Source organism: Phycicoccus mangrovi, from assembly GCF_018729305.1.
Classification (GTDB): domain Bacteria; phylum Actinomycetota; class Actinomycetes; order Actinomycetales; family Dermatophilaceae; genus Phycicoccus; species Phycicoccus jejuensis.
This window is the reverse complement of the sequence record NZ_JAHHWP010000006.1, coordinates 258,028-279,233: the sequence shown is the minus strand read 5'-3', so window position 1 is coordinate 279,233 and position 21,206 is coordinate 258,028. Positions and strand designations below refer to the sequence as shown.

The window sequence follows — 21,206 nt, the reverse complement described above, 5'->3', positions numbered from 1 at the left end:
CGAGCGGTGACTCAGAAGAGACGACCCAGCACGATGGGCAGGAAGTCCTCGCCGTGTCGACGGCTGCGGCGCAGGGCGGTCACGCTCCATGCGGTGACCCACAGCGCCGCGGCCACCAGGAGCACCCAGAACACGGGCAGCGCGACCCGCCACACCTGCTCGACTGCGGCGCGCCCCGGTGCCGGCGTCCCGGTGAGGTCGTTGCCGGCCAGGCTCACACAGCGGGCCTCGACCCGGTCGGAGAAGGCGAGGACGGTCCTGCCGTCGGCCGGCCGGTGGAGGCCCCCGGACGCCCGCAGTGGCTGGTCGTCGAGCCACACGGGATCGCAGCCGTCCCAGGCCGCGTCGACCGATGCCGACGCCGCGCCGGCGAAGGCCACCCGCTGCCCGGTCACGGTGTCCACGAGCATGCTGTGGACTCCGCTGTCGACGATCAGCAGGCGCGAGCCGTCGGGCGACGCGAACACCGCCGACGGCGTGACCTGCCCTGTCGCGTCCCGGACTGCCACGGCATCCGTGTTGACGGTGCTGAGCGTGCGCCACCCCGGGTCGCCCAGGCGCCGGGTGACGATGTCGAACGCCGACCCAGCCGTCCCGGAGGTCGTGCGCAGCCCGAGCAGCGTGGTGTCGTCGCGCCACCCGGCGACCAGCACGCCGGTGTCGCCCCCGGCGGGCGCGAGCACCACGTCGGCACGGCGGTCGATGACGGTGGGACCGTCGATGCCACCGAACGCGACGTACTCGGAGCTCGGGCTCCAGACGGCGCGACTCCCGATGGCCACCTGCGACACGCCCTCGACCATCAGCGGGCGCGCGAGCGAGCCATCGGTCAGGTCGAGGATGCCGTCGCGGACGAGCAGGTGGACACCGTCGGGGGCGAGTGCGCCGACGGGGTTGCCGAGCGAGTGGAGGTCGACCGTCGCCGTCGGGGCGGACCACCGGGGCGGAGCGGTCAACGCCCCGCCGCGGTCGAGGACGCCCAGGTCGGACCCCGTGCCCTCGACCGAGGGCAGCGCGACGAGCCCGAAGACCGGCCCCGGGGCGGCCGCGTCGTCACGGGTGAAGAGGTCGGAGACCAGCTGCGGGTAGGTCGCCGCCGACCCGTCGGCCGGCACGGTGGCCGGAGTGGCACGGACGACGCCGACGAGGGTGCCGCCCAAGAGGACGAGCGCGACCGCGAGCCCGGCGGCCGCGCCGCGGACGAGCCACGTGGCGCGTCGACCTCGCCTCCACAGCAAGGGAGTTCGGGGTGCGGAGTCCTGCCGACGCCGCACGATGTCGTCGGCGGCGTCCGTCAGCAGGCGGCCGAGCTCGTCGGTGGGCTGGGTCATCGTGGGGCCTCCTCACGGCCGAACGTGGGGGCGAGCTCGGGCGCCAGCTCCCGCAGTCGCGACAGCGCGTGACGGGTCTGTGACTTGACGGTGCTCACCGAGCAGCCGAGCACCCTGGCGGTCTCGACCTCCGTGCGGTCCTCGTAGAACCGGGCGACCAGCACGGCCCGCTGGCGTGGAGTCAGGCGGGAGAGGGCGTCGACGAGAGTGACCCGGGCGGCCACCTCGTCCGTGCCGTCGGCGCCCGGCCGCTCGTGGCGGACGGGGTCGACCGGGTCCGGCTGGCGGCGGCGCCAGCGCCATGCGTCGATGGACCGGGTGTACATGACCCTGCGCACGTAGGCGTCGACGGCGCCGGGATCGACGCGGTGCCAGTGCCGGGCGGCGCGCACCAACGCCTCCTGCACCAGGTCCTCGGCCGATGCGGGGTCGCCGGTGAGCAGGGCAGCGGTGCGCAGGAGGGGATCCCAGCGCTCGCGGACGTAGGCGTCGAACGCCTGCCGGTCGGCCACCTCGTCCCCCTCCGTCGCAGCTCTGGGTGTCACGTCACCCAGGAAGACGTACGCCGACCCTCCCACGGGTGGAAGGCCCGGCCCGCACGTCGATGACAGCGGGGCGTCGCCCGCGGGATGCCTCGGCCAACGGGGCCGACGGAACGGGGCCGCATCGAGCAGCCGGCCTCACCGCCGCGAAGGGTGCACTTCCCCGCGACGGGAACTCACCCGTCGCCCGCGTCAGCCGGGCAGAAGACGGTGTCTCCGCGCTCCATGTCGCCTCGAGCGATGGCCTGCTCGACCTGGGTGGCGCAGTCGACCCCGGGTTCCGGCAGCTCGTCGTCCCTCAACGGGGGCAACGCGCCCTCCGGCACCATCTTTCCTGACTCGTACTCCCTCACGCGTGCGTCGTCCGGATGGGGAGCGGGCGCGTTCGGGTCGTACACGACGACACGAGACTGTTGAATGTCTTCGGCCGCGTCGCCACCGACCACGTCGCGATATCCCACCCCGCCGACGATGGCTGCGGTGACCAGGCAGGCAAGCAGCAACGCCTTCACAGAACTCCCCCCTTCGACTTTCCGGTGAACCTACCCGCGGCCTCGCCTGCGCGTCGTCGACCCAAGGGGCGGCATGTGCTCGGCCGATCGGCCAACTGTGGGAGTGACTCAGCGTTGACTGGAGCGAGTGTGGCGCGCCACCTCGAGACCCACGGATGAGCCGCGCCTTCCGTGACCTCCTGCCACCGGCCGAGCCGGCAAGCCGTTCCACGTTCGTGAAGGGAGGTCTTCGAAAGTCGTCGGCTCGAGGAACCGGGGCTGACTCCTCGGTGTTCGTGGGGGGTTCGGACTTCCCCGAATCCCACTGGGTGGCAGGACTGTCGGGGCTACCATCTCGTCACAGCCCGGCCGGGTTGCTGTGAACTGGGTGGGGAGCTTCCTGATGCGTGCTGCCGCGAGCGGCGTGTGGTCGAGCGTGGTGTCAGTGGCCTTTCTCCTGACGCCGGTCGCTGCGCAGGCCGCGCCGGGTGATCTTCCCTCGCCGGCGACTGCCGTCAGTGTTCTTCGAGTGCCCGGCGGTGGCGTCGACCTCAGCTGGGATCTCCCGGTCGACTACGGCGACGGCGGTCTCACGGGGTTCGTGGTGCACCGCTCGTCGGCCGGCGTCGACACCAGCTACGCCGTGCCCTTCTCGGCGTCCCTGTCATGGTCCGAGTCGGACGCGCCGCTCGATGCGGCGTACGCGGTGTCGGCGACCAACCCTGTGGGGGAGGGAGACACCGGCAGCTATGTTGCTCAGACGCCGGTCGGTGAGGCGCTGATCGCGGCGGCCTCCGACCGTGACGGCGGTCCTGTTCGGATGACCGAGTGGGCGCTCCCTCAGCCCGTGGCGAGCGTCTCGAGACCTGCTGGCCAGGGCCAGAGTGACGCCGCCCTGGGCATGTCGCTCTCGCCTGACGGCCGGATGCTCTTGTCGACCCGGCCGGCCCCCGGTGGCTGGCAGCTGTGGTCCGAACCGGTGGACCGCTCCGCACCGCCGGTTCTGCTGTGGAGCTCCGCAACGGTCCTGGATCACCCTGCCTGGTCACCGGACGGGAGTCGGGTGGCGGTCGGTACCCAGGCGTCGGTCCCGTCGACCTATGTCCTGGCCTCCACCGGCGGAGCGCCCGTCCGGGAGATCCCTGCCACGACCGATCCCTCGTGGATGCCCGACGGGAGCACTCTGGTCGTCAGCCGGACAGCGGGTGGTCCGTCGTTGCCCCTGGCCCTGGTGGACGCCACCTCAGGTGCGACGAAGGGCACCCTGACCGGGACCGAGGGGGCGACGCGCCCCGAGGTCTCGCCGGATGGTCGCTGGATCGCCTTCCGGAGAAGCCGCGTGGGTGACGTCAACCCGCGCGGTGTGTATGTGATGCCGGCGGCCGGCGGGGTCGCACGAGTGGTTCCCGACACCGCGGTAGCGGTCGGGGACCTGACGTGGTCGCCTCGAGGGGACGAGCTGGGCATGGTCCTGACGAACATGCCGGGTTCTCCGAACAGCCTCTACAGATCGACGATCGGGGTGGACGGGACCCCTTCGGCGGTGTCCGCCCACCTTGGGGCTCGTGTGTACCAAGGGATACAGCGTGGGGTGTGGGTGGGCGCCAGAGTGGCGATCGGCCCGGCACCGAGCATCACAGGACCCGGCAGCGCCCTCCCGCTGGACGCTTCCGCCCTGCCGCCAGGGACCGGCCTGACCTGCACCCTGGATGCCTCACCCGCCATCCCCTGCACCGGTGCGTTCAGCATCGGAAAGCTGACGACAGGTAGGCACCTGCTGCTGGTCCGTTCGCGGGAGCCCAGCGGCCGGGAGAGTGTCGCCGCCAGGGCGTTCATGCACGACAGCACCTCTCCGGTCGTGCGCCTCGGCACCACGGTCGGAGCCGTCACCCTGGCGTCGACGACGGCCGCGACGTACTCGGCGACCGATGCCTCCGGTGTCGCGAGCTACGACGTCAGGTCCCGCCGCGCCGCGCGTGGCGGCACGTTCGGCGACTTCGCCACCGTTGCGGCTTCCACGACATCGACCCGGGTGGCCGTGCCCCTGAGTGTCGGGTATCAGACGTGCTGGTCCGTGCGGGCCCGCGACCAGCTCGGGAACACCTCGGCCTGGAGCTCGGAGAGGTGCACGGCCCGCCCGATCGACGATCGGGCCCTGACCCGATCGACGACGGGATGGACGCGACGGACCGGCTCGTCCTCGTACCTCGGCACGCACACGTCAACCACGCGGTCGGGCGCACGACTCACCGTGGCGTCGGTGAAGGCGCGTCAGATCTACCTGGTGGCGACGCGGTGCCCCAGCTGCGGCACCGCCACCATCTATGTGGGCTCCACCAAGATCGGGTCGGTGTCCCTCGTCTCAGCAACGACCCGCAGGCAGAGCATCCTCGCCCTCCCCGCCAGGTCGCTGCGCAGCGGAACCCTCTCCATCGTGGCCACCTCGAAGAGCGGGAGGCTCGTCCAGGTGGACGGCATCGCGCTGCGGACCGTCTAGCGCGCTGTGGCTTGGACGCCGGGACACGTGTCGGGCGTCGCAGCACGAGGATCCGGGCTCAGCACATCCATATCTCCCCGCGGAAGCTCGCGCTCATCGGCATGAGCGCTCTCGCGATGAGCGGTCGAGCCTCACGGCACGGCGCACGTGGGGGAGGGCAACGGGCTCACAACCAGCGCCCCACGGGGGCTAGCTCCGGCCCGCCCCCGTGACCCAGTCGTAGCGGACGTCCTCGTCGACGACGACGCCGTTCCAGCGCCCGCCGATGCCCGCACCACCGTCGACGTGGCAGAGCGACCCCGTCACGTAGGCCGCACCCTCGGAGCAGAGCCAGAGCACGAGGTGTCCGACCTCCGCCGGCTCTCCCGCCCGTGCAAGTGGCAACGCGGGGATGCGCGAGGCCAGCGATGAGGCCATCGACGGCGGCAGCGGCTTGGGCTGTGTGTCGATCAGGCCGGGGCTCACGCAGTTGACGAGGATGTCATGAGGCGCCAGCTCGATGGCGGCCACCCGTGTGAAGCTCTCGGTGGCGGCCCGGCTGCTCGCGTAAGCCGCCGCCCCGGCCGACCCGCGGTTGGAGACGCCCGACGAGAAGTTGATGATCCGCCCGCCCTCGCCCTGACCGATCATGACCCGGGCGGCGGCCTGGGTCATGAGGAACGTGCCGCGGCAGTTCACCGCGAAGACGGTGTCCCACACCTCGACCCGTTCGTCGAGCACGCTCGCGTGGGGAGCGACGGCGGCGTTGTTGACGCAGAAGTCGAGGCGCCCGAAGCCGTCACGTGCCGCCGCCACGACGCGTTCCGCGTCCTGAGCCGACCGGATGTCCGCGACGACCGGTCGGGCGAGGTCGCCGTGCGGCGCGCAGGTCTCGGCGAGGCCCTCCTCGTCGCGGTCGGCGGCGATCACGCGAGCCCCCGCCGCGATGAGCTGCGCGACGAGGTCGCGGCCCACGCCGCGGGCGGCGCCCGTGACGACGGCCACGCGGCCGGTGAAGTCGTAGGACACGTTCATGAGCGGCTCCTGATGGCCTCGGTGGGAGTGCGTCGTGGGGGAGGTCAGGCTCAGGGCGGAGGTCGCCGGCGCTGACGCCGCGAACGCTAGGTCGACTGTCGACAGTTCGTCAAGAGGTCCGAGAGGACTCCGAGCCGCGCTCTCCCGAACCGGTAGAACCCCTACCGGGTGAGCACCAGATTCTGTTGCTTGTCGACAGTCGACGTGCTGGACATACTTGGCCCCCATCACCAACGAACCCTGTGCCACAACCGGTTTGGGGATCCACTTGCTTCTCGATCGGAGGCCGTTGATGGCTCACCTTGCTGACGGGCCGGAGTCCCACCGACTCCGCCGAACCCACCTCCCGGAGCGCCGGCCGCTGCTCGGGTCGTCGGTGCGCGAGGCCGACCTGTCCCTCGGGCTCAACGGCGCAGGGGACGGGCTCCTCGACACGACCCACTTCGACACCGTGCGCTTCCCGCCGCCGGACTGGGCGCTGGCCAGCTTCGCATCGGCGTACGAGGACGGCGAGACGGCGTACACGGCCTACCGGGGCAGTAGCGAGGTGCGCGAGGCCTGCGCACAGTCGGTCTCGCGGCTCATGGGGCTGGACCTCGATGCCGCACGGCATCTGGCCATCACTGCCGGCACCCAGAGTGGCCTTTTCGCCGTCCTCTCGGCGCTCGTCGACGAGGGCGACCTGGTCGTGCTCGCCGACCCCGAGTACCTCTTCGTCGAGCGGATGCTCCGCTTCCTCGGCGCCGAGGTCCTGCGGCTGCCCTTCGTCGAGACCGAGGACGGGCTCCAGCCTGATCTCGACCAGCTGGAGGAGTGGAGCGACCGGGGCATCGCCCTGTACGTCACCTCCAACCCCAACAACCCGACAGGGACGGTGTTCAGCAGCGAGACGGTCGCACGCATCGGCCGCATCGCGCGCGCGGGGGACTTCCGGGTGCTCATCGACGAGCTGTACTGCCGGTTGGTCTACGACGGTGCGTACGCCCACCTCGCGGCGGAGCCCGGCATGTTCGAGCGCACAGTCACCCTCTTGGGTGGGTCGAAGACCGAGTCGCTCAGCGGGTTCCGCGTCGGCATGGTCGTCGCGGACGCACCGGTGGTCGACGCCATCGAGCAGGCCCTCGCGATGATGTGCCTCCGGGCGCCCGCCTACGCGCAACACGTGCTGTCGCGGTGGCTCGTCGACGACATCGAGTTCGTCGCCCGTCGGGTGCGCGAGCTGAGGGCTCTGCGCGACGAGACCGTCGTGCGGCTGCGCGCGGTGCCCGGGCTTCGGGTCAGCCCGGGGCGGGGGACCGCGTACCTGTGGGCCGACGTCTCCGAGCTCGGGCTGTCCGATGTCGAGGTCGCGCGGCTCCTGCAGCAGGAGGCCGGCGTCGTCGTCAGCCCCGGGTACCAGTTCGGGCCGTCGGGAATCGGGCGCTTCCGCATCTGCTACGCCCGGGAGGAGCAGGGATGGTGGGAGGCGCTGGACCGCATGACGACCGCCCTCACGAGCGCGTCGGACACCACGCACGACGAGCACGTCCCGGCATCCCAGGGGTCGGCGCCGTGACCGCCTCCGACCACGGCGCGGGCCGGCCAGAGCCCACCACGGTCGTGCGGACGGACCGGGCCCCGAGGCCGGCCGGGCCCTACTCCCAGGCCGTCCGCGCCGGGGACCTCCTCTTCGTCTCCGGCCAGGTGCCCCGTGAGCCCGACGGGTCCTACGTCCCCCGAGACGTACATGCGGAGACGGTGCGCACGCTGGAGAACCTCGCCGCGGTGGCGGCGGCCGCTGGCGCGAGCCTCGCCCAGTGCGTCAAGGTCACCGCCTACCTGGCCGACGGCGCGGACTTCTCAGAGTTCAACCGGGCCTGTGCGGACTTCTTCCGCGAGTCGCCGCCGGCGCGGACCACCGTGGTGGCCGGTCTGCGCGAGGTGAAGGTGGAGATGGACGCCGTCCTCCACCTGGGGACGCCATGACCGCCCGGGAGACGGGCGGGGCTCGGTGCGCCCGGGGAGGACGGCACCGGCGCGCCATGAAAACGGCCATGCGGCAGGGTGATTCGCGAGCCAACGTCATTGTCACCGACCTCGCAGCGGGGCTGTGCTCGCCGGCCGAGAGGGCATTGACATGGGGGGTGAAGGGCGTCATGGTGAATTGTCGACAAGCGACAATTGTGGTCGAGGTCCTCGGAGGCTCCATGTCTGCTGCACACGTGACCGACGCCCGCGCCTCGGTGAGGTCCCGGACCGGAGCGGTGTCGCCGCGCGTCGGCGGGGGGGCATCGTGAACTCGCCGCTGCTCGAGGCGCGCGGCCTGTCGAGGCACTACGCGCTGCCGCGCTCGGCGCGTCAGTGGCTCGGCCGGCGGGCCCCGCGCACCCTGCGTGCGGTCGACGAGGTCGACCTGTCGGTGGAGCGCGGTCGCACCCTCGGCATCGTCGGGGAGACCGGCTCGGGCAAGAGCACGCTCGGGCGGCTCCTGCTCCAGCTCGAGCGGGCCGACGCCGGGCAGGTCCTCGTGGACGGCGTGCCCGCCACGGGCCCCGGGGCGGACGCCGGACGGCGCCGACGTCGCGACATCCAGGTCGTTCTCCAGGACCCGTACACCTCCCTCAACCCGTACCTGACCATCGGGAGCGCGATCGAGGAGGTCCTCACGGTCGGCGGCATGACGTCGCGCGACGCCCGGCGCGAGCGGGTCGGTGAGCTGCTGGAGCAGGTCGGGTTCCCCGCCGAGTGGGCCGAGCGCAAGCCCGGCCAGCTGTCCGGCGGAGGGCGGCAGCGGGTCAGCATCGCGAGGGCGCTGGCCGCCGAGCCGCGGCTCATCGTGGCCGACGAGCCCGTCTCCGCCCTCGACGTCTCCGTCCAGGCGCAGGTGCTCAACCTCTTCCAGCGCCTCCAACGGGAGCTCGGCCTCGCGTACGTGTTCATCACGCACGACCTCGCCGTCCTGGAACGGATCGCGGACGAGGTCGTGGTGCTCTACCTGGGCCGCGTCGTCGAGAGGGGACCCGCCGACAAGCTGTTCGCCGCGCCGAAGCACCCCTACACGCAGGCCCTGCTCGCCGCGGCTCCGTCGCTCGGCCGCAGCCGATCGACCTCGAGCGTCGTCGCCGGCGAGCTGCCCGACCCCGCCTCGCCTCCTCCGGGCTGCACCTTCCACACCCGGTGCCCGTTCGTCATGGAGGTCTGCCGCACCACCCGCCCGCGACTGACGACCACGGGCGAGGGCCAGCAGACCGCGTGCCACCTGCACGCCGACCCGGCCCCCGCCTCCCTCCCGCCGACGGACGGCCGGTACCGGCCGGCGCCGCCCGAGGCGAACCCCACGGCAGCTCCGTGAACACCCGCAGGTCACCCCACCTCCCCAGGAGAAGCACATGAAGTCCTCGACCAGCTCGTCCATGCGCCGTACCCGCCGGGTACGCGGCACCGCGACCCTCGGCGGGCTCCTCACGCTCGCGGTCACGCTCAGCGCCTGCGGCGGGGGTGCGGAGCAGACCTCGGACGACGCGCCGGCCGCCTCCAGCGCCGTCGACACGCTCAAGCTCGCCAACGCCGTGGCGGTCGACACGCTCGACCCCATCCAGGCCTCGGCCAACGAGTCGATCTGGATGGACCAGAACCTCTACGCCCGCCTGGTCCAGACCGACCCCTCGGGCAAGGAGATCGTCCCCGACCTCGCCGACAAGTGGGACATCAGCGAGGACAAGCTGACCTACACGTTCCACCTGCGTGACGGCGTGAAGTTCGCCGACGGCACCCCGGTCACCGCGCAGGACGCCAAGTGGTCGATCGAGCGGGCCCGCGACGGGGAGGACAGCGCCTGGGGCTTCCTCATCACGCCCGTCACCGACATCACGGCGACGGACGACCGCACGCTCACCATCACCCTGTCCAAGCCCCACGCCCCGCTGCTGGCCGACCTCGCGATGTACGCCTACGCGGTCCTGCCGCAGAAGGCGGTCGAGGCCGACAAGGACTTCTTCAACAAGACGCCGTACGGGGCGGGTCCCTTCAAGGTCACGAGCCTGTCGCCTCAGAGCAGCGTGGTCCTCACCCGCAACGACAACTACTGGGGCCCCAAGCCCAAGCTGAAGACCGTCGAGATCAGCATCGTCACCGACGACAACACCCGTCTCCTGCAGCTCCAGGGTGGCGAGGTGGACGTCATCGAGAACCCGGCGGGCAACGTCCTCAAGCAGATCGAGGCGAACCCGAAGTTGCGCGTGGACCTCTTCGACTCCACGCGGGTGGACTTCGTGTCCCTGCCGCTCAAGACCAAGCCGCTCGACAACGTCAAGGTGCGCCAGGCCATCAAGGCCGCCCTCGACCTCGGCCGGATGAACACGCTCGCCTACCAGGGCAACGCGAAGGTCGCCACGACGTTCTTCCCGTACCAGATGCTGTTCTGGGACCAGTCCGCCGTCGAGCCGAAGCAGGACCTCGAGGGAGCCAAGCAGCTCCTCGCCGAGGCCGGCTACCCCGACGGCTTCACGATCCCCCTCATCGCGGTCAGCGCGGACGCCGCCGGCCAGGCGCAGGCCGTCGTCATCAAGGACGACCTCGCGAAGATCGGGATCACCGTCGACATCCAGTCCTTCGAGCTCTCGACGGCCTACGACAAGCAGCGCCCAGGGACCAACGGCATGGGCATGCGCTACTGGACCAACGACATCATCGACCCCGACGAGGTCGCGACCTTCGGCGCCGACGGCGACGGCGGGGCCAACGCCTTCAACAGCTACTGGAAGGACGAGGCGGTCAGCGCGCTGGTCAACGAGGCGCGCTCGGAGACCGACGAGACCAAGCGGGCCGCGCTCTACGCCCAGATCCAGGGGGCGATCGCCGACCAGGTGCCCTTCATCCCGCTCGCCTACGCCCCGTTCCGGTACGCCAGCGGCACGTGGGTCAAGGGCTTCAAGGTGTCGCCGCTCGGCAACTACAACGACTCGCTGCTGACCCTCACGGTCGAGGAGCACTGAGCCATGGGGTCGTCGGTGAACCTGCGCTGGTCGAGGGTGGCGAACCTGGTGCCGGTCCTGTTCGGGATCACGCTCGTGAGCTTCCTGCTCCTGCGTCTGGTTCCCGGCGACCCTGCCCAGCAGATCCTCGGCAACCGCTACACCCCCGAGGCCGCCGCGGGCATCCGCCGGAGCCTCGGGCTGGACCAGCCCCTTCTCTCGCAGTACTTGCTCTTCCTCAAGGGGGCCGCGTCCGGCTCCTTCGGCGAGTCCTACCAGTACCACCGCCCGGTGGGCGAGCTCCTCCTCGACCGGACCGGGGCATCGCTCCTGCTCGTGGGCCTCACGGCGGCGTTCTGCGCCGCGCTGAGCATCCCGCTGGGGATCTGGGCGGCGGTGCGCCGCGGCGGGATCGTCGACCAGGCCACCCGCATCTTCTTCACCCTCGGGTTCGCGCTGCCGGCCTTCCTCGTCGGCATCCTGCTCATCCTGGTCTTCGGCCTCAAGCTCGGGTGGGCGCCGATCGGTGGCTACGGGACGGGTTTCCTCAGCCACCTGGGGCACCTCGTGCTCCCGGCCCTCACGCTGGCCATCCCGCTCTCGACCGTGCTCGTCCGCTCGCTGCGGGCCAGCACGATCACCATCCTCGAGTCGGACTTCGTGACCATCGCCCGGCTCAAGGGCATCTCCGAGGGCCAGATCCTCCTGCGTCACGTCCTGCGCAACGCGATCGGGCCCGTGGCCGTCGTGTTCGGCATCAACCTGGCGTTCCTCGTCGGCGGGACGGTGGTCGTGGAGAACGTCTTCTCCGTGCCGGGCCTGGGCAGCCTCCTCGTGGGGGCCGTCTCGACCCGCGACTACCCGGTCGTCCAGGCCGTGGCGCTCGTCCTCGCGGTCTTCGTCGTCGTGGTCAACCTGTTGACGGACGTGGTCCACGGCCTCCTCGACCCGCGGCTCACCGTGGGGGTGCAGCGATGACCGTCATCGACCCCACCGCCGTCGGCACCGACCCCGTGGCCCGGCGCGGACGCCGCTTCGCGCTCCCGCTGCCCCGCGGGCTCCGCGGCCGTCCGGCCCTGTACCTGGGCCTGGGGATGCTCACCGTCATCTCGGTGCTGTGCCTCGGCGCCCCGCTCTTCACCTCGTACTCGCCGACCGACATCGACGCGCTCGCCGTGCTCGTGACGCCCGGCACCGGGGGCCACCTGCTGGGCACCGACGAGTTCGGCCGGGACCTCTGGGCCCGCCTGCTCTACGGCGGCCGGTACGACCTCGCCATCGCCTTCGGCGCCACCTCGGTGACGCTGGTCGTCGGCACGGCCATCGGGATGGCCAGCGCCTACGCCGGGGGATGGGTCGACTCCGTCGTCATGCGCATCGTCGACCTGTTCTTCGCCTTCCCCTTCATCGTCCTCGTCATCGCGATCGTCGCCGCGCTCGGGCCGAGCCTGCGCAACATGTTCATCGCCCTGTGGATCGCCAGCTGGGTCGGCTACGCCCGGATCGCCCACGGGCAGACGCTGTCCGCGAGCCGGTACGGCTACGTCGTCGCGGCGGGGTGCCTCGGGTACTCGCGGCGACGGGTGCTCGTCCGGCACGTGCTCCCGAGCGTGCTGCCCTTCGTCACCGTCTTCGCGATGGTCGACGCCGTCGGCAACGTGCTCCTCGGGGCCTCGCTCGGCTTCCTCGGCATCGGCATCCCCCAGCCCACGCCCGAGTGGGGATCGATGATCTCGGGCGGCCAGGCGTACGTGCTGTCGAACTGGCAGCTCTCGCTCATCCCGGGCCTGGCCCTCGTGCTGCTCGGCGTGGCCTTCAGCCTCCTGGGCGACGGCCTCGCCGACCTGTTCCGGGCCAAGCAGTGAGCACCACCGGCCGCCACCCGTCCCCGACCCGGGAGACCCCCATGACCCCGCACGAGCCCCCGCCCGGCGCGCTGCTCCTCGACGTGCGCGACCTGCGGGTCGCCATCCCCACCGAGGCCGGCGACGTCATGGCCGCCGACGGCGTCGACCTCCAGCTACGCCAGGGCGAGGTCCTCGGCGTGGTCGGGGAGACGGGCTCGGGCAAGAGCGTGACCTGCCGGGCGCTGCTCGGCCTGCGCCCGACCCCGCAGGCGCGCATCAGCGGCACGGTCGCCTACCCGGCGCACGACGTCGACGACATCCTCTCGCTGCCCCCGCGCCGGCTGCGGGCCATGTGGGGCCGTCGCGTGGCGATGATCCCGCAGAACCCGATGACCTCGCTCAACCCGGTGCGCCGGATCGGCGACCAGGTCGCCGAGGCCGTGGCGGCCTCCGGCGGCCCGACCGGCGCCGCGGGGGAGGCCCGCGTGCTCGAGCTGCTGCACCAGGTGGGCCTGCCGGCGCCCGAGACCCGCCTGCGCGACTACCCCCACCAGTTCAGCGGGGGCATGCTCCAGCGCACGGTCATCGCGATCGCCCTCGCCCAGCGGCCCGACCTCATCGTCGCCGACGAGCCGACCACGGCCCTCGACGTCCTCATCCAGGACCAGATCCTCGCGCTGCTGCTCTCGCTCCAGCGTGACCTCGGGACCAGCCTGGTCCTCGTGAGCCACGACCTGTCGGTCGTCTCGCAGGTCTGCGACCGGGTCGCGGTGATGTACGCCGGGCAGGTCGTCGAGCTCGCCGACACCGCGACGCTGCTCGCGTCGCCCCGTCACCCCTACACCCGGGCCCTGCTCGGGGCCCTGCCCGGAGCCGTCCCCCGCGACCAGGAGCTGCGCGTCATCCCCGGCAGCCCCCCGCAGCTCGTCGGCCTCGGACCCACCTGCCGCTTCGCCCCCCGCTGCGAGCTGCGCGAGCCGGCCTGCGACGAGTGGCGGACCGCGCTGCTCGACGTCGGCCCGGCGCACACCAGCCGCTGCCGTCGGGCGAGCGCCGAGAACCTTCCCACCCCCTCAACCCACCAGGAGACCCAGTCATGACCGCTCAGCCCCTTCGCATCGGTGTCGTCGGCACGGGCCGATGGGCCGTCCGCTCGCACATCCCGGGCTGGCAGCGCGACCCGCGCTGCGAGGTGGTCGGGCTGTCGGACGTCGACGCCGACTCGCTGGCCCGCGCCGGCGCCGAGTTCCACGTCGACCGGACGACCACCGACTACCGCGAGCTCGTCGAGGACCCGGACATCGACGTCATCGACGTCGTCACCGGCGACGCCGCGCACTTCGAGGTGACGATGGCCGCGCTCGAGGCCGGCAAGCACGTGCTGTGCGAGAAGCCGGTCAACCACGACTACCGCGAGGTGGTCCGGGCGGCCGACCTCGCGAAGAGCAAGGGCCTGAAGACCAAGCTGGGCTTCACCTTCCGGTACGCACCGGCCGTGATGTACGCCGCCGAGCTGATCCGGGACGGCTGGGTCGGCACCCCGTACATGCTCAACGCCTACGAGCAGAACAGCCAGTGGCTGGACCCGCAGACGCCGCTGCGCCAGCAGAGCGACGCGACCGACCCCGACTTCCTGCAGGTCGCCTCGATCGAGGGCTACGGCGCACCGGTCATCGACATCATGCACTGGTGGATGGGCACCGCCCTGGAGTCCGTCGTCGGGACGATGCGCAACTTCGTGCCGGAGCGCGTCGTCCGCGACACCGGCGCCATGACCCGGATGAACATCGACGACGGCGACATGTTCATCGCCGAGTTCGCCGGTGGCGGTCTCGCGTCGGTGCAGTCCTCGTTCGTGACGGTCGGCAACTTCCCGGGCATCGAGGTGCGCATCTACGGCTCCGAGGGCGCGCTCGTCGTGCGTCTCGTCGAGGAGGAGGGCATCTGCCAGACCCTCAAGGGCGCCACCAAGGGCTCGGTGGAGTTCAAGGAGATGGAGATCCCCGAGCGCTTCTTCCCCGAGGGCGGGTCCTCGCTCGAGCCGTGGCCCTTCCTCTTCTACTCCAATCTCGTCCGCAACTTCGCGACGGAGATCCTCGAGGGCGGCCCCGAGAACCAGGGGGACTTCCGGCAGGGCGCGCTGGTCCAGGAGACCATCAATGCGTTCGAGGCCTCTTTCCGGCGGCGGGCCTGGGTCGACTTCCCGCTGACCGACGCATGAGCGGCCCGGGAGCGGCGGCGCCGACGGCGCACGCCTGGGGCGACCTCGCCGACGACGCCCGCGCGTGCGGGCTGCTCGACGAGGCGATCGCCGCGACCGACGTGGGGGGCGTGACGTTCGCCGACGCACGGCTGGTGGAGGCGGAGGAGCTGCGGCTCTACACCTCCCGCGCGGGCGGGCTCGACGAGCGTCACGAGCACACGGCCGGCATCGGGGTGCGCGTCCTCGTCGACGGCGCCTGGGGCTTCGCCGCGGTCGCCCTCGCCGGGCCCGGCTCGTCCGATCGCGCTCCTCGCGAGGCCGCCGAGCAGGCCGTGCGCTCGGCCCTCGCCGGCGCCGGCCTGGCGCGGACGGAGCTCCCCCCGCGGGAGCCGTCCAGCGGGCGGTGGGAGGTGCCGGTCGAGATCGACCCCTTCGCCGTGCCCGACGAGGAGCGGCACGCACTCCTCCAGGAGGTGGTGCGGGCGGCGTCCTCCCCGCAGGCCGTCCGTGCCGTGACCGCAGGGCTCAACGCCAAGCGCCAGCACCGGCACTACGCCGACAGCGAGGGCTCGCGCCAGCACCAGCACCTCGTCGAGTCCGGGGCCGTCCTCCAGGCGACCGCGGCGGACGAGTCGGGCGTACAAAGGCGCAGCTACCCCAACTCCTTCCACGGCAACACCGCGGCCGGTGGCTGGGAGTACGTGCTGGGTCTCTCCCTCCCGACGGAGGCCGCCCGGGTCGGTGAGGAGGCGATGCAGCTGCTCACGGCGCCGCAGGCACCGTCCGGTACGGCGGACCTCGTCATCGGCCCCGCACAGATGGCCCTGCAGATCCACGAATCCGTCGGGCACGCCATCGAGCTGGACCGGATCCTCGGCGACGAGACGAACTTCGCTGGAGCCTCCTGGGTCCGGCCGTCGGACGTGGGCTCTCTGCGCTACGGGTCCCCGGCCGTGACGATCGTCTCCGACCCGACGGCCCCCGGCACGCGCGGCACCTTCGCCTGGGACGACGAGGGCACACCCGCGGTGCGTCGCACCCTCATCGAGGACGGAGTCCTGCGGGAGGCCCTCTCCAGCCGGGAGTCGGCCGCCCGGGCGGGACGCACGACCTCGGGCGCGGCCCGCTCGGACGGCTGGTCCTACCTGCCCGTCCCCTTCGCGACCAACGTCTACCTCGAGCCCGGCCGCGGGAGCCTGCCAGAGCTGTTCGAGCGGATGGGAGACGGGTACTACGTGGACGACAACCGCAGCTGGTCCATCGACGACCGGCGGATGGCCTTCCAGTTCGGCACCGAGGTGGCCTGGGAGGTTCGAGGCGGCCGCCGGGGCCGCCTCATGCGGGGGTTCTCCTACGGGGGGATGACGCCGCAGTTCTGGGGTTCCGTCGAGGCCGTCGCCGGCCCTGATGAGTTCCGGGCCTTCGGGATGCCCTGTGGCAAGGGCGAACCCAAGCAGTGGGGCTTCCTCGGCCACGGGTCGTCACCGACGCTCGTGCGCGGCGTGCGGATCGGGGTGATGGGGTGAGCACCGTCGACCGGATCGCCACCGAGCGGCCCCTCGAGGTGGCCGTCGGCCGGGACCGCGCGCTGGAGGCGTGCCACGCCGCCGTCGCCGCGGCGCTGGCCGCGGGCGCGGACCGTGCGAGCGCCTTCCTCACCGGCCGGCGCTCCGGGTACACCCGCTTCGCCGTCGACCGCGTCCACCAGCCGCAGGACATCCGCGAGTGGACCCTCATGGTGCGGGCCGAGTCCACCGGGCGGGCCTCGCGGGTCGCGACGACGGACCTCACGGCGGCCGGTGCCGTCGGGAGACGGGCCGCGGACCGCGCCCGGGCCCTCGCGACGGCCTTCGGGTCGCTGCCGGCCGGCTCGGCGGCCCCCGCAGTAGCCGGCGACGACGCCGACGCCTCGCTCTGGGTCGAGGAGACCGCCCACTGGGACGCCGCCGCCCGGACCGCCGCTGCGCGTCGGACGATGGACGCGGCGGCGCGTGCCGGCGGCGCGGCCTACGGCATGGTTCACCACGCCGCGACGGAGCTCGCCGTGGTGACCGGGGAGGGCGTGGAGCGCTATGCCCGGGCGACGGAGGCCCACGGCAGCCTCACGGTCAAGGTCGCGGACGGGACCTCGCACTGGACCGACGTCGACCGCTCCCTCGCCGTCCTCGACCTGGAGGCGGCCACGGCGCGCACGGTGCGCGAGGCCGACGCGGCGAAGGGCCGTATCGACCTGCCCGACGGCACGTACGACGTCGTGCTGGGCCCGCTCGCCACCGGCGGTCTGCTGGAGCGGATCGCCGCGTTCGGCTTCACGGGCGAGGCCGTGGCCGACGGGGTCGGCGCCGTGGCGCGGCGTCGCGGCCAGCAGGTCGTGGTGCCCGAGGTCGACGTTGCCGACGACCCCACCGCGCGACGCGGCCTGCCGTTCCCGTTCGACCTCGAGGGCACGGCCTCGGTGCGCGTCCCCCTGCTCGACCGGGGCCGCGTAGCGGGGGCCGTGACGGACCTCGCGAGCGCCGCCCGGTCCGGGCTCCCCGCCACCGGTCACGCGCACATCGCCCGGGAGGAGACTCCCCACGCCGTCCCGGCGAGCATCACGATGGCGGCCGGGGGCGACGAGGACCTCGTCGCGGGCGTCGAGCGCGGGCTCTACGTCCAGCGGCTCTGGTACCTCAACGTCATCGACCCCGAGACCACGACGTTGACCGGCGGCAGCCGCGACGCGTGCTTCCTCGTCGAGGACGGCCGGCTGACCCAGCCGGTGTCGCCGGCCCGGTTCTCGGAGTCGGTGTTCGGTGCCCTCGGGCGCGTCGACGGCATCGGCCCCGACGTGCTCGCCCAGCCGTTGATGAACGTCTGGAACGGGTGCGTCAGCGCCCCGGCCGTCCGGGTCCGGGGCTTCCGGTTCGGAGGAGCACGATGAAGGTCTCGAGCAACGCCGACCGCCTGGTGACCCAGGTGCTGTCGGGAGAGGTGTGGCCGGCGACGGCCGACCGTCACGCCTACCGGGTCGACGCGGACGGCACGCCCTTCGTGCTGCCGGGTATGGGAGCGGTCACCCTCGGGACGCACCTCGGCGACCCCGCGACGGGCCTGCGCGCCGACCACCTCGAGCCGGGGCTGTCGGTCCGCCACCGCGACCCGTCCGCCAACTACGCCCTCCAGTACCTCACCTGCGTGGGCAACACGGTGACGATCGTCTCCGGCGAGTCCGCCGGCCGGACCGGGACAGTCATCGGGCAGCACGCGTACGTGCTCGTCGACGCCCCGGACGAGGTCCTCGAGGGCACGACCGTGGGCGACCACGTGCGGGTCCGCGCCCGCGGCCAGGGGCTGGCGTTCGGCGACCACCCCCAGGTCGCCGTGAAGAACCTGTCGCCCGAGGTGCTCGACCGGATGCCCGGCGGGACCCGCTCCGACGGGCGGCTCGAGGTGCACGTGGCCGCCCGGGTGCCGGCCGAGGCCGCCGGCGCGGGCGGAGGCATGTTCTCGGAGTTCGCGAACACGGACCTCATGGGGGCCTACGCCGGGCTGTCCGACGACCTCTCCCTGGGTCTGGAGGGCCTGCGCATCGGCGACCTCGTCGTGCTGGAGGACCAGGACCACACGTGGGGCCGGGGCTACCGGCCCGGGTGGCTGACCGTCGGGACGATCTCGACCGGGCAGTGCGCGCTCTTCGGTCACGGGCCCGGGCCCAGCACCCTCTTCAGCGGTCCCGCGGAGGCCTTCGTCGTCGTCGACGACCCGTCCGCCAACCTGCAGTCCTACGTCCCGGAGGAAGCATGATCCCCGTCGCGATGAACCTCGCGGGCACCGTCGAGAGCCCGACCGTCGGCCCCACGCCCTACCGCGTCGACCGTGACGGGCGACCCTACGTGCCCGTCGGCGACGGGGGTGTGGTCCTCGGCGTGCACCTCGGCGACCCCCTCGACGGGGTCGACGGGGACCACGTCGCCCCCGGCGCGACACTGGCCCACCCCGACCCCGCCGCGTCGCTCGGCCTCACCACGTACGCGTGCATCGGCAACCCCGTGACGGTGCGCGACGGGGCGGCCGCCGGCGCTCGGGGGTGGGTGCTCGGCAAGCGCGGCGAGCACGGACGCGTCCTCGTCACCCTGCCCGACGAGGCGCTGGCGGTGCTCCGGCCGGGCGACGGGGTGAGCGTGCGCGCCTACGGCCAGGGCGCCGTCCTGCCCGGGACACCGGACGGCGTCCAGCTGCTCAACCTCGGCCCCGGGATGACGGACGTCCTCGGGATCGCGGTGGGCCCCAGCGCGATCGAGCTCTCCGTCCGGGTCGTCGTCCCTGGCCGCCTGGCCGGCAACGGTGTCGGTCGGCCCGCGCACCAGTGGGACGTCGACCTCGCCTTCCCGGCCGGTGACCCGGATCTCGCCGTCCTGCGCTTCGGGGACCTCGTGGCCGTCACCGACCTCGACGTCCGCCACAACATCGGCTTCCGCCGCGGCTGGACGACGGTGGGGGTGCTCGTCCACGGCGACAGCCCGCAGCCGGGCCACGGGCCGGGAATCACCCCGGTCCTCACCGGCCCGTCGACCGCCTTCGAGCTGACCGTGGACCGCACCGGTCCGACACCGCTGACCTGGGACTCCCTGGCCGCCCGGCCGGTGGCGACCGGCGCCGGGCGCAGGGCACGATGAGCGACATGCTGGAGCACTCGTCCCTGCCGGAGTCCGTGCACCGGGTCCTGCGACGCCGGATCCTCAACAACGAGATCCCCAGCGGGGCTCGGCTCATCGAGGCGTCCCTGGCGAGCGACCTCGGCGTCAGCCGGGCGACCATCCGCGAGGCCATGCGCCGCCTCGCGGGCGAGGGCCTGGTCAAGATCACCCCGCGGCGGCACAGCGAGGTGACGCGGATGAGCGCCGAGGACGCGGACGACGTCTGCTTCGCGCGCTACGTCCTCGAGGCCGGTGTCGCTCGGACCATCCCGGTCCGGGTGCGCCGCACCCTCGCCGAGCCGATGGCCGCAGCCCTCGACGAGATGGACGCGGCGGCCCGCGCCCACGACGTGGAGGCGATCGTCGCCGCGGACGGCCACTTCCACCGCCTCATCGTGCAGGCCTCCGGACGGCGTCGGGCCTGCGAGCTGTGGGCCGGGCTGGACGGCCAGATGGGAGCCCTCATGCGCTCCTCGATCGACCGCCAGCACATCGACCTCGCCGAGGTCCGTGGGCGGCACGAGGTGGTCCGGGACGCCCTCGTCGGGGGCACCGCCCGTGAGGTAGACCGGGCGCTGTTCGACCACTACGTCAACACCGACCACGGCCGCCCGACCGCGCCGGACGCCGGGTGAGCGCCCTCCGGTGGGGTGTGCTCGGCACCGCCAACATCGCTCGCGCGCAGTTCCTCCCGGCGGTCCGCGAGACCGGCCAGCGCGCCGTGCTCGTCGCGGGCCGTGACGGGGACGCCGCGGCGGAGTTCGCCCGCGAACACGGCGTCGAGCGCTCCGTGCAGGGGTACGCGGCGGTCATCGAGGACCCCGAGGTCGACGCGGTCTACGTCCCGCTGCCCAACCCGCTGCACGCGGAGTGGACCACGGCCGCGCTGCGCGCCGGCAAGGCGGTGCTCTGCGAGAAGCCGCTCTGCCTGGACCCCGACCAGGTCGAGGAGGTGCTGGCCGTCGCCGCGACCGCCGAGCAGCCGTTGTGGGAGGCCTTCGTCTTCCCGTTCCAGGCGCAGCACCGCCGTGTGGTCGAGCTCCTCGCCGACGGCGCGATCGGCGAGCTGCGCGAGATCGTCGGCTCCTTCCACTTCGAGGTCGGCGCACCCGGGAACATCCGCCTCTCGCGGGCGATGGGGGGCGGCGCGCTCGCCGACGTCGGCTGCTACCCGATGCGCCTGGCGCACGAGCTCTTCGCGGCGCCCGCCGGGTCGGCCTCTGTCGTCGCCGTGCACGGTGAGGAGGTGGAGGTCGACGCCTCGGCCGTGCTGACCTACCCGGACGACCGCCGGCTCCTGCTCACGTGCGGGTTCCGGCGCAGCCACGACACCACGACCGTCCTCCTCGGCACGGAGGGGTCGCTGCGCCTCGACAACCCGTACCACCCGATACCTGGTGCGGCGCTGGAGGTTCGGCGCCCGGGGTCCGCCCCCGTCGTCGAGAGCCCCACCCGGGACGCTCGCTCGTTCAGCGCGGCGCTGCGCCACGTCGCCGCGGCGCTGGCCGGCGCGCAGGAGCCCGCCCACACCGCCGCGACGTCCGCGCTGCCGGTGGCGCGAGCCCTCCGGCTCGCGCAGTCCGCCGTCCCGGCACCCTGACACCACACCCCGGAGCCGTCGACACGGCTCCTCCGCCCGACCACAGGAGA

19 protein-coding genes are annotated in these 21,206 nt (G+C 72.7%); 15 read left to right on the top strand and 4 right to left on the bottom strand.

Annotated elements, in window-relative coordinates:
- Positions 1-11 precede the first annotated feature (11 nt).
- The 3 genes from KMZ30_RS03985 to KMZ30_RS03975 form a co-directional block, all read right to left on the bottom strand.
- Entirely contained in the window at positions 12-1,331 is a 1,320-nt protein-coding gene (locus KMZ30_RS03985) for a hypothetical protein (protein ID WP_215511495.1), read from the bottom strand.
- Positions 1,328-1,843 carry a SigE family RNA polymerase sigma factor gene (locus KMZ30_RS03980; protein ID WP_308279550.1) on the bottom strand — a complete coding sequence of 172 codons (516 nt, stop codon included), beginning with the start codon at positions 1,841-1,843 and terminating at the stop codon, positions 1,328-1,330. Before KMZ30_RS03980 ends, KMZ30_RS03985 begins: the two co-directional genes overlap by 4 nt.
- Before the next feature lie 206 nt (positions 1,844-2,049).
- The gene (locus KMZ30_RS03975) at positions 2,050-2,385 is read right to left on the bottom strand and encodes a hypothetical protein (protein WP_215511496.1); all 336 of its coding nucleotides are present in this window, start codon (positions 2,383-2,385) and stop codon (positions 2,050-2,052) included.
- Positions 2,386-2,809: 424 nt separating this feature from the next.
- Between KMZ30_RS03975 and KMZ30_RS03970 the strand changes: the two genes are divergently transcribed.
- On the top strand, positions 2,810-4,861 hold the full coding sequence (locus KMZ30_RS03970) for a beta-propeller domain-containing protein (protein ID WP_215511497.1): 2,052 nt from the start codon (positions 2,810-2,812) through the stop codon (positions 4,859-4,861).
- Between the two features lie 189 nt (positions 4,862-5,050).
- Here KMZ30_RS03970 and KMZ30_RS03965 read toward each other — a convergent pair whose 3' ends face one another.
- Positions 5,051-5,875 (bottom strand): SDR family NAD(P)-dependent oxidoreductase, encoded by an 825-nt coding sequence (locus KMZ30_RS03965; protein ID WP_215511498.1) that lies wholly within the window; start codon positions 5,873-5,875, stop codon positions 5,051-5,053.
- 376 nt (positions 5,876-6,251) lie between these two features.
- Here KMZ30_RS03965 and KMZ30_RS03960 point away from each other — a divergent pair, with 376 nt between their 5' ends.
- The 14 genes from KMZ30_RS03960 (at position 6,252) to KMZ30_RS03895 (ending at position 21,156) form a co-directional block, all read left to right on the top strand.
- Positions 6,252-7,430, top strand: coding sequence for a pyridoxal phosphate-dependent aminotransferase (locus tag KMZ30_RS03960; RefSeq protein ID WP_215511499.1), 1,179 nt, complete (start codon positions 6,252-6,254; stop codon positions 7,428-7,430).
- On the top strand, positions 7,427-7,840 hold the full coding sequence (locus KMZ30_RS03955) for a Rid family detoxifying hydrolase (protein WP_215511500.1): 414 nt from the start codon (positions 7,427-7,429) through the stop codon (positions 7,838-7,840). Before KMZ30_RS03960 ends, KMZ30_RS03955 begins: the two co-directional genes overlap by 4 nt.
- Positions 7,841-8,147: 307 nt before the next feature.
- Entirely contained in the window at positions 8,148-9,206 is a 1,059-nt protein-coding gene (locus KMZ30_RS03950; RefSeq protein WP_215511501.1) for an ABC transporter ATP-binding protein, read from the top strand.
- Between the two features lie 37 nt (positions 9,207-9,243).
- Positions 9,244-10,848 (top strand): ABC transporter substrate-binding protein, encoded by a 1,605-nt coding sequence (locus tag KMZ30_RS03945; protein ID WP_215511502.1) that lies wholly within the window; start codon positions 9,244-9,246, stop codon positions 10,846-10,848.
- A gap of 3 nt (positions 10,849-10,851) precedes the next feature.
- A complete protein-coding gene (locus KMZ30_RS03940) occupies positions 10,852-11,805 on the top strand; it encodes an ABC transporter permease (protein WP_215511503.1) in 954 nt (317 codons plus the stop codon).
- Positions 11,802-12,692: an ABC transporter permease gene (locus tag KMZ30_RS03935; RefSeq protein WP_207021614.1), complete on the top strand. Its 891-nt coding sequence runs from the start codon at positions 11,802-11,804 to the stop codon at positions 12,690-12,692. Before KMZ30_RS03940 ends, KMZ30_RS03935 begins: the two co-directional genes overlap by 4 nt.
- 41 nt (positions 12,693-12,733) lie before the next feature.
- The gene (locus KMZ30_RS03930; RefSeq protein WP_215511504.1) at positions 12,734-13,774 is read left to right on the top strand and encodes an ABC transporter ATP-binding protein; all 1,041 of its coding nucleotides are present in this window, start codon (positions 12,734-12,736) and stop codon (positions 13,772-13,774) included.
- A complete protein-coding gene (locus KMZ30_RS03925) occupies positions 13,771-14,895 on the top strand; it encodes a Gfo/Idh/MocA family oxidoreductase (RefSeq protein ID WP_207021616.1) in 1,125 nt (374 codons plus the stop codon). The genes KMZ30_RS03930 and KMZ30_RS03925 overlap by 4 nt, the downstream gene beginning before the upstream one ends.
- Positions 14,892-16,403 carry a TldD/PmbA family protein gene (locus KMZ30_RS03920; protein WP_215511505.1) on the top strand — a complete coding sequence of 504 codons (1,512 nt, stop codon included), beginning with the start codon at positions 14,892-14,894 and terminating at the stop codon, positions 16,401-16,403. The genes KMZ30_RS03925 and KMZ30_RS03920 overlap by 4 nt, the downstream gene beginning before the upstream one ends.
- On the top strand, positions 16,400-17,800 hold the full coding sequence (locus tag KMZ30_RS22235; RefSeq protein ID WP_215511506.1) for a TldD/PmbA family protein: 1,401 nt from the start codon (positions 16,400-16,402) through the stop codon (positions 17,798-17,800). The genes KMZ30_RS03920 and KMZ30_RS22235 overlap by 4 nt, the downstream gene beginning before the upstream one ends.
- Positions 17,797-18,663: a DUF4438 family protein gene (locus KMZ30_RS03910; RefSeq protein WP_215511507.1), complete on the top strand. Its 867-nt coding sequence runs from the start codon at positions 17,797-17,799 to the stop codon at positions 18,661-18,663. The genes KMZ30_RS22235 and KMZ30_RS03910 overlap by 4 nt, the downstream gene beginning before the upstream one ends.
- A complete protein-coding gene (locus KMZ30_RS03905) occupies positions 18,660-19,535 on the top strand; it encodes a DUF4438 family protein (RefSeq protein ID WP_215511508.1) in 876 nt (291 codons plus the stop codon). Before KMZ30_RS03910 ends, KMZ30_RS03905 begins: the two co-directional genes overlap by 4 nt.
- Positions 19,532-20,191, top strand: a complete 660-nt coding sequence (locus KMZ30_RS03900; protein ID WP_215511509.1) for a GntR family transcriptional regulator — start codon at positions 19,532-19,534, stop codon at positions 20,189-20,191. The genes KMZ30_RS03905 and KMZ30_RS03900 overlap by 4 nt, the downstream gene beginning before the upstream one ends.
- Positions 20,188-21,156 carry a Gfo/Idh/MocA family protein gene (locus tag KMZ30_RS03895; protein ID WP_207021622.1) on the top strand — a complete coding sequence of 323 codons (969 nt, stop codon included), beginning with the start codon at positions 20,188-20,190 and terminating at the stop codon, positions 21,154-21,156. Before KMZ30_RS03900 ends, KMZ30_RS03895 begins: the two co-directional genes overlap by 4 nt.
- Positions 21,157-21,206: the final 50 nt, after the last annotated feature.